At 64.0% G+C, this 12,617-nt stretch carries 13 protein-coding genes; all 13 read left to right on the plus strand.

Features of this window, described 5'->3' with window-relative positions:
• Positions 1–384: 384 nt before the first annotated feature.
• The gene (locus AC3CCE_RS16175) at positions 385–1,677 is read left to right on the plus strand and encodes an imelysin family protein (protein ID WP_023692591.1); all 1,293 of its coding nucleotides are present in this window, start codon (positions 385–387) and stop codon (positions 1,675–1,677) included.
• A 59-nt stretch (positions 1,678–1,736) separates the two neighbouring features.
• Positions 1,737–2,048, plus strand: a complete 312-nt coding sequence (locus AC3CCE_RS16180) for a (2Fe-2S)-binding protein (RefSeq protein ID WP_023669536.1) — start codon at positions 1,737–1,739, stop codon at positions 2,046–2,048.
• Positions 2,014–2,499, plus strand: a complete 486-nt coding sequence (gene bfr / locus AC3CCE_RS16185) for a bacterioferritin (protein ID WP_023669537.1) — start codon at positions 2,014–2,016, stop codon at positions 2,497–2,499. Before AC3CCE_RS16180 ends, bfr begins: the two co-directional genes overlap by 35 nt.
• Before the next feature lie 12 nt (positions 2,500–2,511).
• Complete coding sequence (locus AC3CCE_RS16190; protein ID WP_352623944.1) at positions 2,512–4,101, plus strand: di-heme oxidoreductase family protein; 1,590 nt, start codon at positions 2,512–2,514, stop codon at positions 4,099–4,101.
• Positions 4,101–5,180 carry an imelysin family protein gene (locus AC3CCE_RS16195; RefSeq protein ID WP_352623942.1) on the plus strand — a complete coding sequence of 360 codons (1,080 nt, stop codon included), beginning with the start codon at positions 4,101–4,103 and terminating at the stop codon, positions 5,178–5,180. Before AC3CCE_RS16190 ends, AC3CCE_RS16195 begins: the two co-directional genes overlap by 1 nt.
• A 3-nt stretch (positions 5,181–5,183) precedes the next feature.
• Positions 5,184–6,299: a DUF1513 domain-containing protein gene (locus tag AC3CCE_RS16200; protein ID WP_352623940.1), complete on the plus strand. Its 1,116-nt coding sequence runs from the start codon at positions 5,184–5,186 to the stop codon at positions 6,297–6,299.
• A 107-nt stretch (positions 6,300–6,406) separates the two neighbouring features.
• Complete coding sequence (gene tsaB / locus AC3CCE_RS16205; RefSeq protein ID WP_352623938.1) at positions 6,407–7,084, plus strand: tRNA (adenosine(37)-N6)-threonylcarbamoyltransferase complex dimerization subunit type 1 TsaB; 678 nt, start codon at positions 6,407–6,409, stop codon at positions 7,082–7,084.
• Positions 7,084–7,578, plus strand: a complete 495-nt coding sequence (gene rimI, locus AC3CCE_RS16210) for a ribosomal protein S18-alanine N-acetyltransferase (protein ID WP_023669542.1) — start codon at positions 7,084–7,086, stop codon at positions 7,576–7,578. Before tsaB ends, rimI begins: the two co-directional genes overlap by 1 nt.
• A 28-nt stretch (positions 7,579–7,606) precedes the next feature.
• On the plus strand, positions 7,607–8,407 hold the full coding sequence (gene olsA, locus AC3CCE_RS16215) for a lyso-ornithine lipid O-acyltransferase (RefSeq protein ID WP_352623936.1): 801 nt from the start codon (positions 7,607–7,609) through the stop codon (positions 8,405–8,407).
• Between the two features lie 76 nt (positions 8,408–8,483).
• Complete coding sequence (miaB, locus tag AC3CCE_RS16220) at positions 8,484–9,893, plus strand: tRNA (N6-isopentenyl adenosine(37)-C2)-methylthiotransferase MiaB (RefSeq protein WP_352623934.1); 1,410 nt, start codon at positions 8,484–8,486, stop codon at positions 9,891–9,893.
• 83 nt (positions 9,894–9,976) lie between these two features.
• Entirely contained in the window at positions 9,977–10,969 is a 993-nt protein-coding gene (locus AC3CCE_RS16225) for a PhoH family protein (RefSeq protein ID WP_027049340.1), read from the plus strand.
• Positions 10,970–10,986: 17 nt separating this feature from the next.
• Positions 10,987–11,493, plus strand: a complete 507-nt coding sequence (gene ybeY, locus AC3CCE_RS16230; RefSeq protein ID WP_352623933.1) for an rRNA maturation RNase YbeY — start codon at positions 10,987–10,989, stop codon at positions 11,491–11,493.
• A gap of 28 nt (positions 11,494–11,521) precedes the next feature.
• Positions 11,522–12,616 carry a hemolysin family protein gene (locus AC3CCE_RS16235; RefSeq protein WP_023682011.1) on the plus strand — a complete coding sequence of 365 codons (1,095 nt, stop codon included), beginning with the start codon at positions 11,522–11,524 and terminating at the stop codon, positions 12,614–12,616.
• The last annotated feature ends 1 nt before the right edge of the window (position 12,617 follow it).

The raw sequence follows: 12,617 nt of genomic DNA on the forward strand, positions 1-12,617 counted from the left end.
TTGTCTGCCGCCGTCGCAAGAGCCCCGGTCCGGGTCGCACCCGGAACGGTCGCTTGTCAATCGCGGCGTCTCTCACCTTGGCTGCTGGCTACGATTTAAAGTTGATAGTGCTAGTTTAGAATAATTCTAAACTATTGTTTCAATTGAATTTTCTAGGGTTCACCAGTTGACTTCCGGCCTCGCCATCGTTTTATGGAGGCTCGCGCGTCAGCGCATCCCTTTGATGTTTGGGCCTTGAACCCGTTCGATTGGAGGCATTTGGTGTCTTTCTCCCGTGAGCCGCAGAGCGGCGCGGCATCTGTGGTGTCCTACGGCATGCCTATGTCCCGGCACCGTTTGGCACGCGCGCCTTTTACCGAATCCCCTTTGAACTGGAGACTGATGATGACAGCGCGATATGGCGGCAGACTGGCTGCGATCGGTGCCACGGCTATGTTGACGGCGGCGGTTTTCATCCTGCCGGCCAAGGCGGCGGAGATCGATGCCAAGGCGGTCATCAAGACCTATTCCGACATCGCGCTGGCCAAGTACGAGGATTCGCTGACCACGGCGCAGGCGCTCGACAAGGCTGTCGACGCGCTGCTTGCCAACCCGTCGGCGGACACGCTGAATGCCGCCCGCGATGCCTGGAAGGCGTCGCGCGTGCCCTACCAGCAGACCGAGGTCTACCGCTTCGGCAACAAGATCGTCGACGACTGGGAAGGCAAGGTGAACTCCTGGCCGCTCGACGAAGGCCTGATCGACTACGTCGCCAAGAGCTACGGCACCGAGTCCGACGCCAACGCGCTCTACACCGCCAATGTCATCGCCAACAAGGACATCGAGATCGACGGCAAGAAGGTCGACGCCTCGAAGCTTTCGCCGGAGTTCCTCGCCGGCACGCTGCAGGAGGCCGGCGGCATCGAGGCCAATGTCGCCACCGGTTATCACGCCATCGAATTCCTGCTCTGGGGCCAGGATTTGCACGGCACCGGCCCGGGCGCCGGCGAGCGTCCGTACACCGACTACGACCTCAAGAACTGCACCGGCGGCAATTGCGATCGCCGGGCCGAGTATCTGAAGTCGGCCAGCGATCTTCTGGTCTCCGACCTGCAGGAGATGGTCGGCAACTGGAAGGAAGACGGCGCCGCCCGCAAGAACCTCGTCGATGGCCAGCCGAACACCGCTATCTCGGTGATCTTCAACGGCATGGGCTCGCTGTCCTACGGCGAACTGGCCGGGGAGCGCATGAAACTCGGCCTGCTGCTGCACGATCCCGAAGAGGAGCACGACTGCTTCTCGGATAATACCTACAACTCGCATCTCTATGACGCCATCGGCATCCGCGCCGCCTATCTCGCCAGCTACACGCGCATCGACGGCACCGTCGTTTCAGGCCCGTCGGTGCACGATATGGTCAAGGCGGCCGATCCGGCGATCGACAAGGAACTGTCCGACAAGCTCGATGTCTCGGTCGCCAAGATGGAGGCGATCAAGGCGCGGGAAGTGGCCGGCGAGGCCTACGACCAGCAGATCGCCGAGGGCAACACCGAAGGCAATGCTACCGTGCAGGCGGCAATCGACGCGCTGGTCGACCAGACCAAGTCGATCGAACGCGCCGTCGGCGCGCTGAACCTGAACAACATAGCCTTCGAGGGGTCCGACAGCCTCGACGCACCGGACAAGGTGTTCAAGTAGCACCCCAACCAACTACCAGCCAAACGGCGCGGAGGGGCGCCGTCAGCCAGAGCCAATCCATGCTGATCTGCCATTGCAACATCATCACCGAAAAGGAGATTGAGCAGACGATCGTCGATCTGCTGGATCAGGACCCCTGGCAACTGATCGTGCCGGCGAAGGTCTATCACACGATGCAAAAGCGCGGTCGCTGTTGCGGCTGCTTCCCAAATGTGGTCGAAACGATCATTCGGGTCACCGAAAATTACCACACCCGTTCGGAGGCGAGCGGCGTGGACATCGTTTCACACCTGGATCGCGTCAGAGGCCTGCGCGTCCAATATGGGAGCAGAATCCATGAAAGGCGAACCGCAGATCATCGAGCGGCTTAACGAGGCTCTGTTCCTGGAGCTTGGCGCCGTCAATCAATACTGGGTGCATTTCCGCCTGCTCGAAGATTGGGGATATGCCAAGCTGGCAAAGAAGGAACGCGCCGAATCGATCGAGGAGATGCACCATGCCGACCGGCTGGTGGCCCGTATCATCTTCCTCGAAGGGCATCCCAATTTGCAGTCCGTGGCGCCGTTGCGCATCGGCCAGAACGTCAAGGAAGTGCTCGAATCCGATCTCGCCGGCGAATATGACGCACGCACCGCCTACAAGCGTTCGCGCGAGATCTGCAACGAAGCCGGCGACTACGTGACGATGAAGCTGTTCGAGGAATTGCTGGCGGATGAGGAAGGTCACATCGACTTCCTCGAGACGCAGCTCGACCTCCTTGCCTCGATCGGCGAGGAAAAATACGGCCAGCTCAACGCCGCATCGGCGGACGAGGCGGAATAGGACCATGCAGGAATGCGGCGCCCCATAGATATTCTGCGCCGCTTGCGGCGGGCCGCCGGCCCGCTGCTCCTCAAAAACCCGCGATATCAGGCCTTTCGCGGGCTTTCGGTTGTAACCCTGGCGGCAATTTTGGCCCCGGCCCTGGCCGGATCGTCGGAACCGGTCGGCCTCGCCACGAGCCGCACCGACCTGACGCCGAAGGACCGGTCCCGCGTCCTTGCCGTTACCAGGCCAACCCAGGATTTCTCCAAGCCCGAATCCTTCGAAACGATGCAAGGCGGCGCCGGCACGTCGCGCAAGCAGGTCGACCGCGACGCCTTCTCGCAACCCTCTGAAAACATCACCTTCGAGGAACAGGGCAATTTCAAGCTCGGCAATGCGCTTTTCCGCAAGAACTGGGTGTCGTCGCCATCCTCGACCCAGGCCTCGGATGGTCTCGGACCGCTGTTCAACGAGCGCGCCTGCCAGAATTGCCATTTGAAGGATGGCCGCGGCCGACCGCCGGCCGCCGACAGCCGCACCACGTCGATGTTCCTGCGGCTAGCGCGCGATGCGAGCACGGCCGAGGAAAAGACCGAGATCGCCGCGCACAAGGTGCTGAACTTCCCCGATCCGGTCTACGGCGCGCAGTTGCAGGAACTGGCGGTGCCCGGCCTCAAGGGCGAAGGCCGCATGTATGTCGACTATCGCGAGGAAAAGGTCACGCTCGGCGACGGCAGCGTGGTTTGGCTGCGCAAGCCGAGCTATTCGGTCGACGGGCTTGGCTACGGCCCGCTTGACCCGCGCACCACGCTGTCGCCGCGCCTGACGCCGCCAATGATCGGCCTTGGCCTGATCGAGCAGATCGCGCCGGCCGACCTCCTTGCCCATGCCGATCCCGACGACCGCGACGGCATTTCCGGCAAGCCCAACATGGTGCGTGACCTCAGCAGTGGGCAACTGACGCTTGGCCGCTTCGGTTGGAAGGCCCAGACCGCGTCCATCCGCCAGCAGGCGGCGGACGCCTTTGCCGGCGACATCGGCATTTCGACGCCGGAAGAGCCCAGTCACTGGGGCGATTGCACCGCAGCCGAAGAGGCCTGTTTGGCCATGCCCAATGGCGTGCAGAAGCGGCTCGGCCCGGTCGAGGCGCCACCACCGGTGATGGACCTCGTCACCTTCTATTCGCAGAACCTTGCGGTGCCGGCGCGGCGCGATGTCGGCGCACCCGCCGTGCTCGCCGGCAAGAAGCTGTTCTACGAGATGGGCTGCATTGCCTGTCATACGCCGAAATTCGTCACCATGCGCGGGAACAAGGCGCAGGCGTTCCAACTGATCTGGCCCTATTCCGACTTTCTGCTGCACGACATGGGGCCGGGCCTTGCCGACGGCCAGGCAGTGGGCGATGCCACGGGCAGTGAATGGCGCACCCCGCCGCTCTGGGGCATCGGCCTGACCAAGGCCGTCAACGGCAACGCTTTCTTCCTGCATGACGGGCGTGCGCGCACGCTTACCGAAGCGATCCTGTGGCATGGCGGCGAGGGGCAGAAGGCGCGCGATCGCTTTGCCGCCGCCAATACGGCCGACCGCGATGCTCTCATCAAATTCTTGGAGTCATTCTGATGCTCAAGCGGGTTTTGCCTGTTCTACTCCTCCCATTGGCTCTGTTCGGTGCGTCCCCGGCATCGGCCTCGGTGAAAGCCTCCGATGTCATTCAAAGAGCGATCGACGGCTTTGTCCGCCCCGCCTATGCCAGCCTGCATGGCCATGCCGGCACCTTGGCGAAGGCCATGGACGCGCTCTGCCAGGCGCCGTCGCAGGGCAACCTCGATGCCGCGCATGCCGGATTCTCGGCCACGGTCGCAGCCTGGTCGTCGGCTGAAATCATCGGCTTCGGGCCAATCAAGGAGAACAACCGGCTGGAGCGCATGCTCTACTGGCCGGACCGAAAGAGCATCGGCCTGAAGCAGGTGCAGGCGGCGCTGGCCGGCAAGGATCCGACCGCCACCGATCCGGCGCAGCTGGCGGGCAAGAGTGTCGCGATGCAGGGATTAGGGGCGCTTGAGTTCGTGCTTTACGGCGACGGCGCCGAGACGCTCGTCGGCAAGGACGAGCCCTATCGCTGCGCCTATGGCGCGGCAGTCGCCAAGAACATCGAGACCATGGCGGCCGATGTCGACGCGGCCTGGAAAAAACCGGACGGTTTTGCAGCCTTGTGGGCTAATCCTGGACCCGACAATGCGCTTTACCGCGACGGCACCGAAGCGGTGACCGAACTGGTCGGCGTCTTCATCAACGAGCTGGAAATGGTCCGCGACGTGCGCCTCAAAGGTTTTCTCGGCGCCAAACCGCAGGGTGACAAGCCGAGGCAAGCGATCTACTGGCGCTCGCAAAACACCGGCCTTTCATTAGCCGGCAACCTCTCCGGCATTGATGCGCTGTTCCAGGCCTCGAAGCTCGGCGACTCGCTGCCCGAGGATAGCAGATGGATGGCGGAATCCATCCATATCCAGCTCATCAATGGCGTTGCCACTGCCAAATCCATCCAGGGTCGGATCGACAAGACGCTCGCCGATCCCGCGGAGCGCGGAAAACTCGAACATTTCGCGCTGATCACCTCCAGCCTGTCGGGCTTGATCGGCACCCGGCTAACCGCCGAGTTCGGCCTGACCGCCGGCTTTTCGTCACTGGACGGGGACTGACCAATGGTTGCGACACGCACGCCGCTGATGGACCGCCGCGATTTTCTCAGAGCTGCCGGCGCCGGCTTCGTCGCGTCAATGGCGCCGCGGGCCTGGGCGGACACGCTTGCCGCCGATGCCGTCTTTGCCACCGCCTTCGTCAAGCTCGACGGCAGCTTTGGCGCCGCTGTGTTGTCGGAAGCCGGAAAAGTATTGCATGCGATCGATCTGCCCGACCGTGGCCACGACGTCACCTTCGATCCGCTCTCGAAGCGCTCCGTGGTCTTCGCCCGGCAACCCGGCACCTTCGCCGTGGTCTTCGACCATGCCGGCCGCGAGCCGCCGCTGACCATCGCCAGCATCACCGGTCGGCATTTCTTCGGCCACGGTGTGTTTTCCACCGACGGCGCGCTGCTTTACGCCACCGAAAACAATTTCGACAATGCCGCCGGCGTCGTCGGGATCTACGACGCACGGGCCAAGTTCAGCCGCATCGGCGAGTTTCCGACCTATGGCATGGGGCCGCATGAGCTCTTGCTGCTCGGAGACGGCCGGACGATCGCCATCGCCAATGGCGGCATCGAGACCCATCCCGACTATGGCCGCGCCGAGCTCAACATCGCCACCATGAAGCCGTCCTATGTGCTGGTCGATCGCACAACCGGCGATCTCATCGAAAAGCACGAACTGCCGCCGGCTCTGCACCAGCTGTCGATTCGCCACATGGATGCCGACCCCACAGGCACCATCTGGTTCGGCTGCCAGTACCGCGGGCCGGGCACCGAGCGGCCACCGCTGGTCGGCCGCGCCACGCGCGGCAAGGGGCTGCAGCTGCTCGACATGCCGCAGGACGTGCTATCCGGCTTCCGGAATTACATCGGCTCGGTCGCCGCCAACCCGATTGCCGGCACGGTCGCGGTGTCTTCGCCGGAAGGTAATTCGCTGGCCGTCATCGACGCCGCCAGCGGCAAGATCGTCGCCACCAAGGCGCTGGTCGAGGTCTGCGGCCTGGCGCCCGACGGCCCGGGCTTCATGGCAACCACGGGTGCCGGCGAAATCATCGAAGGCAGCGGCGCGACGCGCTCCGAGCCCGACTATGTCTGGGACAACCACATGCTGCGCATCGCGCCGGCGGCGTAAGCCGTCCGGCCTGCACCGAAGCGAAGCCGCTTAACAATTTACGCGCTGGCTCTTGCGGCGGCGCGCCGTGGCGGGCAGAGGGAGACTGTTTTTCGAACCGGTCGCCCATGAAACTGCTCGCCATCGACTGTGCCGCCAATCTCTGCGCCGCTTGCGTCTATGACGCATCGGGCGGCAGAGAGCTCGGCCGCACGGTACTCGATCTCGGCAAAGGCCACGCCGAACACCTGATGGCTGTCATTGACGAAGCGTTGAAAGCGGACGGCACCGATTATGCCGGCCTTGGCGCCGTTGCGGTCTCCATCGGTCCGGGTTCCTTCACCGGCCTGCGGGTGGGCGTCTCGGCGGCGCGCGGCCTGGCGCTGGCGCTGAAGATCCCGGCGATCGGGGTAACGACACTGGAGGCGCTGGCGGCCGAGGCGAGGGCAGCATTTCCCGGCCGCCCGGTCCTGGCCGCTCTCGATGCCGGCCGCGAGGAAATCCATGCCGCGCTTTACGATGCGGAAGCGATTTTGCGCTATGGTCCGGCGGTGACCACACTTGCGCAAGCCGCGGGAATGGCGGCGGACAATCGTCCGGTGCTTGCCGGCACGGCCGTCGTGCAGATCGCAGCCGCGGCCGGTCGCGATTTCGATATCGGCCCGACGGCTGCCACCGCCGACATTGCCGTCTACGCCCGGCTCGCCGCTGCAAAAGGCGAGGGCGACAAGCCGAAGCCACTCTATCTGCGCGGCGCCGATGCCAAGGCGCAGGCCGGGTTCATCCTGTTGAGGCAGGAAAAGTGATGCGCATCCCTTTCCTCCAGCCGCGCCGCAGGGACTATGCGCTCGAGCCGCTGACCATCGCCGACAGCCCGGCAGCGTCGGTGCTGCACCGCGAGGATTTCGTCCGGCCCTGGACCGATGGCGAGTTCGCCGCGTTGCTCGAACAGGAAACCGTGTTCGGCTATGCCGCGCGCGAAATCGGCCAGGGCGCCAAGCCGCCTGTCGGCTTCGTGCTGGCCAGGCTTGCAGCCGGCGAGGGCGAGATTCTGACCGTGGCGGTGGCGCGCTCGCATCGCCGCCAGGGGCTCGGCTGGCAATTGATGGACGCCGTGCTGCGCGAATTGCATGCGCAGCGCGCCGAGGCGCTGTTCCTTGAGGTCGACGAGACCAATGTCGCTGCCATCGCCCTCTACCGGCGGCTCGGCTTCCGCCAGGTGGGCCACCGCGCCAATTATTACCGCTCGACCGAACATGGTCCTACCGGCGCGCTTGTCATGCGCCGCGATCTTCGCTAGCCAAAGTTTTGGGGCAGGGCCAAGCTGCATGATCGGAAAAATCAGGATTTTCCTGGCGCTGAGCCTCGTTGTCGTCGGTTCGCTGGTCCTTGTGCCTTTGCAGTTGCTGTCGATGAAGACCGGGATCTGGCGCGAGACGGTCATTCTGAAGGTCTGGCACAGCCTCATCGTCCGGACGCTCGGCCTGCGCATCCATGTCAAAGGCGCACTGTCCAGCCAGCGCCCGCTGCTGGTCGCCTCGAACCATATCTCCTGGACCGACATCATGGTGCTCGGCTCCTTTGCCGATGTGACATTCATCGCCCGGGCGGACATGGAGGGATGGCCGCTGATCGGCTGGCTGTCGAAACTGCAGCGTACGGTCTTCATCGAACGCGAGCGCAAGCGGACAGCTGGCGACCAGGCCAGCGAGATCGCCAGCCGCATGGCCAAGGGCGACGCCATGGTGCTGTTTGCCGAGGGCTCTACCGGCGACGGCAACACCATCCTGCCGTTCAAGAGCACCTTGTTCGGCGCCGCCTCGATGGCGATTTCGGACGGCGCGGCCGAGCAGGTCTTCATCCAGCCGCTGGCGATTGCCTACACGCGGGTGCACGGCGTGCCTCTCGGCCGCCGCCACCGGCCGCTCGCTGCCTGGATCGGCGATCAGGACCTGATGCCGCATCTCAAGGTGCTGATGGCCGAAGGCGCCATTGACGTCGAGGTGCATTTCGGCGAGCCCATCGCCTTTTCCAAGGGCTCGAACCGCAAGGAAACGTCGAGGCTGATGGAAAGCCAGGTGCGCGCCATGATGCAGGCCGCGCTCGCCGATCCCCGTCCAAGCCGCTAGCGCAGGCCGGGCGCCTACAGGCCGATGCCCGAGAATCGTCTGTTTTTTGTCACGGAAAGGCGTTAGAAGCCGCCGGATGGATTTGAACACGATAGAGCGGAACGAAACCGACAGCGCCTCGCAAAGCGCTGCTGCGGCGTCCGCCCCGGCCAAAAAGGTCTTCGTCAAGACCTATGGCTGCCAGATGAATGTCTATGACTCACAGCGCATGACCGATGCGCTGGCCGCCGACGGCTACACCGCGACCGATGTCATCGCCGACGCCGACCTGGTGCTGCTCAACACCTGCCATATCAGGGAGAAGGCGGCGGAAAAGGTCTATTCTGAGCTCGGCCGCATCCGCGACATGAAGGCTGAACGCGCAGCAGTTGGGCGCGAAATGCTGATCGGCGTCGCCGGTTGCGTCGCGCAGGCCGAAGGCGCGGAAATCATCCGCCGTTCGCCTGCTGTCGATCTGGTCATCGGCCCGCAGACCTATCACCGGCTGCCCGATGTGCTGGCCCGGGTGCGTGGCGGCGAGAAGATCGTCGAGACCGAATACGCCATCGAGGACAAGTTCGAGCATCTGCCGCAGCCGAAGCGTGCCGAAATGATCAAGCGCGGCGTCACCGCCTTCCTCACGGTACAGGAAGGCTGCGACAAATTCTGCACCTTCTGCGTCGTGCCCTATACCAGGGGCTCGGAAGTGTCGCGGCCGGTGGCGCAGATCGTCGCCGAAGCCGAGCGGCTGGCCGATGCCGGTGTGCGCGAGGTGACGCTGCTGGGGCAGAACGTCAATGCATGGCACGGCAAGGGTGAGGATGGCATGGAATGGGGGCTTGGCCGCCTGCTGTTCCGGCTGGCCGAAATTCCTGGCCTGGCGCGGCTGCGCTACACCACCAGCCATCCGCGCGACATGGACGACGAATTGATCGCTGCCCATCGCGATCTCCCGGCTTTGATGCCTTATCTGCACCTGCCGGTGCAATCCGGGTCAGACCGCATCCTCAAGGCGATGAACCGCAGGCACACGGCCAAGGACTATCTGGCGCTGCTCGAGCGCATCCGCGCTGCACGCGGCGACATCGCGCTGTCCGGTGACTTCATCGTCGGCTTCCCCGGTGAAACCGAGGCGGATTTCGAGGCGACGATGGGTCTGGTGCGCCAGGTGAACTACGCCTCGGCCTTCTCGTTCAAATATTCGCCGCGTCCCGGCACGCCGGGCGCCGATATGCCCGATCACGTGCCGGAAGCGGTCAAGGACGAGCGCCTGCAACGCCTGCAGGCGCTGCTGCTGAAACAACAGCAGGATTTCGGCCTGAGCCTGGTCGGCTGCACCATCGACACGCTGATCGAGAAGCCCGGCCGTCAGGCCGGCCAGAAGGTCGGCCGCTCGCCCTGGCTGCAGCCGGTTATTGTTGATGAAAAGGCCGGCGAAATCGGTGACATTATCCGGGTGCGAATCACGAAGACGGGCTACAATAGCCTGTTCGCCGAGTTGGCTTGATGGCCTCGGCAGATGAGGAGAGACGGTTGAGCGCTGCTGAAGTGAAGACTCTGCCCCAGAACCAGACATCCGGGGCCTCTGACATGGCGCACATCGTTCTGACTTTCGACAACAACAAGCTTGCCAGCGCCCTGTACGGTCAGTTCGACGAGAATTTGGCCCGGCTTGAGCAGAAGCTCGGCGTCGACATCCGCTCGCGCGGCAACCAGTTGACCATCAAGGGCTCGGCCTCGGCGGCCGAACAGGCGCGCCGCGCACTCGACAATCTCTACGGCATTCTCCAGAAGGGCACCGACATTGGCCAGTCCGACGTCGATGGCGCCGTGCGCATGGCGATTGCCGCCGACGACCAGCTGACGCTGCCGACGCTTGAACGCAAGGGCAAGGTTTCGGCCGCCCAGATCTCCACCCGCAAGAAGACGATCTATGCCCGTTCGCTCAACCAGGACGCCTATATGCGGGCACTGGAGCGTTCGGAACTTGTCTTCGGCATTGGCCCGGCCGGCACCGGCAAGACCTATCTGGCGGTGGCGCATGCGGCGATGCTGCTCGAACGCGGCATGGTCGAGCGCATCATCCTGTCACGGCCGGCGGTCGAGGCCGGCGAGCGGCTGGGTTTTCTGCCCGGCGATATGAAGGAAAAGGTCGATCCGTACCTGCGGCCCCTCTATGACGCGCTCTACGACATGATGCCGGCCGACAAGGTCGAACGTGCTATCGCTGCCGAGGTCATCGAAATCGCGCCGCTGGCCTTCATGCGCGGCCGCACGCTGGCGCATGCCGCCGTCATCCTCGACGAGGCGCAGAACACCACGCCGATGCAGATGAAGATGTTTTTGACCCGCCTCGGCGAGAATTCGCGCATGATCGTCACCGGCGATCCGACGCAGATCGATCTGCCTCCAAGCACCAAGTCGGGCCTCGTCGAAGCCTTGCGTGTCCTTGACGGCGTGGCCGGCGCGGTAACCGTGCGCTTCAACGATGTCGACGTTGTGCGCCACCCGCTGGTGGCCGAAATCGTCAGGGCCTATGACCGCGACGCCAAGCTGGCGCGGGGCCTCGGCGCCGAGAGCTGATGTGACGATGCGGGCTCATGCCTGAAGACATAAGACCTGGCGGCGGGGATAGTTCGGTTCCCGTCGAGATCGATATGTCGGTCGGGGCCGGCGACTGGCCCGATGAGGCGGCGCTGACGCGTCTGGTCAATCGCGCCGTGTCGGCTGCCTTTGCCGAAACCGCTGCTGCCGGTCCTTCCGAACTCAGCATCGTCTTTTCCGACGATGCCCATATCCGTACCCTCAATGCCGGCTGGCGCGGCAAGGACAAGGCGACCAACGTCTTGTCTTTCCCTGCTTTTCCGTTCCCCAGGGGTGGCAAGCTGCCGCCCATGCTGGGTGACATCGTGCTGGCCGCCGAGACGGTGGCGCGCGAAGCAGCCCTGGAAGACAAGCCCTTCGAGAACCATATCACCCATCTCGTCATCCACGGCCTGCTGCATTTACTGGGCTACGATCACGAGACCGATGCAGAGGCCGAGGAGATGGAAGCCATCGAGCGCTCAACGCTCGCAAGGCTTGCCATTCCCGATCCCTACACGTAATGACAAAAGACCAATTGACCGGACGACGATGAACGACAAACCAGAAACTGCCGCCCGCCCCGAGGCTGGCAGTGCGACAAAGCCTTCCGATACGACGGAAGAGGGATCGAGTCCGAGTCCCAGTTCCGGCAGCCCCGCTTCTGGTAGTATTGCCAGCGAGCCATCGCCTGCCGGTCCGTCCTTGTTCGACCGCGTCTTGGGCCTTTTCAGGCAGCGGAACGGCACCAGCCTGCGCGAGGAAATCGCCGGCGCGCTTGCCGAAACGACCAGCGATGCCGGGTCTTTCTCGCCCGGCGAACGCGCCATGCTCAACAACATATTGCGCCTGCGCGAGGTACGCGTCGAGGACGTCATGGTGCCGCGCGCCGATATTGAGGCCGTCGAGATCACCACGACGTTGGGCGATCTGCTCGGTCTGTTCGAGCAGTCCGGCCATTCCCGCATGCCGGTCTATTCCGAGACGCTCGACGATCCGCGCGGCATGGTTCACATCCGCGACGTGCTGGCCCACATCACCAAGGTCGCCCGGGTCAAGAAGGGCAGAACATCCAGGAAGACGCCGGCAACGACGCTTCTCGACCTCGCTCAGGTCGATCTCGGCCGCACCATCGGCGACCTCAATCTGATCCGCCCGGTGCTGTTCGTGCCGCCCTCGATGCTTGCCTCCGACCTGATGGGCCATATGCAGACGACGCGAACCCAGATGGCGCTGGTCATCGACGAATATGGCGGCACCGATGGTCTCGCCTCGCTGGAAGACATCGTCGAGATGGTCGTCGGCGATATCGAGGACGAGCATGACGAGGACGAGCCGCTGATCACCCAGACCGGCGAGGGCGTGTTCGTCGTCGACGGCAAGGCCGAGATCGACGAGGTCGCCAAGATGATCGGCGAGGACTTTACCGCCGGTGAGCATGGTGAATATGTCGACACGATCGGCGGCATGATTTTCAACACGCTCGGTCGCGTGCCCGCGCGTGGTGAGGTTGTGCAAGCCATCCCCGGCTTCGAATTCCACGTGCTCGACGCCGATCCGCGCCGCGTCAAGCGGGTGCGCATCGTCCAGAACCAGAAGGGCGAGCGTCGCCGCCGCGTGACCGCCCCCCGCACCGAGCAGGCCTAGG

The sequence above is a fragment of the Mesorhizobium sp. P160187 genome, assembly GCF_057766425.1.

Coding starts and splice junctions, on each gene's coding strand:
- AC3CCE_RS16200 (WP_352623940.1), top strand. CDS start 5,184: ATGGTTGCGACACGCACGCCGCTGATGGACCGCCGCGATTTTCTCAGA.
- AC3CCE_RS16175 (WP_023692591.1), top strand. CDS start 385: ATGACAGCGCGATATGGCGGCAGACTGGCTGCGATCGGTGCCACGGCT.
- rimI (WP_023669542.1), top strand. CDS start 7,084: ATGCGCATCCCTTTCCTCCAGCCGCGCCGCAGGGACTATGCGCTCGAG.
- olsA (WP_352623936.1), top strand. CDS start 7,607: ATGATCGGAAAAATCAGGATTTTCCTGGCGCTGAGCCTCGTTGTCGTC.
- AC3CCE_RS16195 (WP_352623942.1), top strand. CDS start 4,101: ATGCTCAAGCGGGTTTTGCCTGTTCTACTCCTCCCATTGGCTCTGTTC.
- bfr (WP_023669537.1), top strand. CDS start 2,014: ATGAAAGGCGAACCGCAGATCATCGAGCGGCTTAACGAGGCTCTGTTC.
- ybeY (WP_352623933.1), top strand. CDS start 10,987: ATGCCTGAAGACATAAGACCTGGCGGCGGGGATAGTTCGGTTCCCGTC.
- AC3CCE_RS16235 (WP_023682011.1), top strand. CDS start 11,522: ATGAACGACAAACCAGAAACTGCCGCCCGCCCCGAGGCTGGCAGTGCG.
- tsaB (WP_352623938.1), top strand. CDS start 6,407: ATGAAACTGCTCGCCATCGACTGTGCCGCCAATCTCTGCGCCGCTTGC.
- AC3CCE_RS16225 (WP_027049340.1), top strand. CDS start 9,977: ATGGCGCACATCGTTCTGACTTTCGACAACAACAAGCTTGCCAGCGCC.
- AC3CCE_RS16180 (WP_023669536.1), top strand. CDS start 1,737: ATGCTGATCTGCCATTGCAACATCATCACCGAAAAGGAGATTGAGCAG.
- miaB (WP_352623934.1), top strand. CDS start 8,484: ATGGATTTGAACACGATAGAGCGGAACGAAACCGACAGCGCCTCGCAA.
- AC3CCE_RS16190 (WP_352623944.1), top strand. CDS start 2,512: ATGCGGCGCCCCATAGATATTCTGCGCCGCTTGCGGCGGGCCGCCGGC.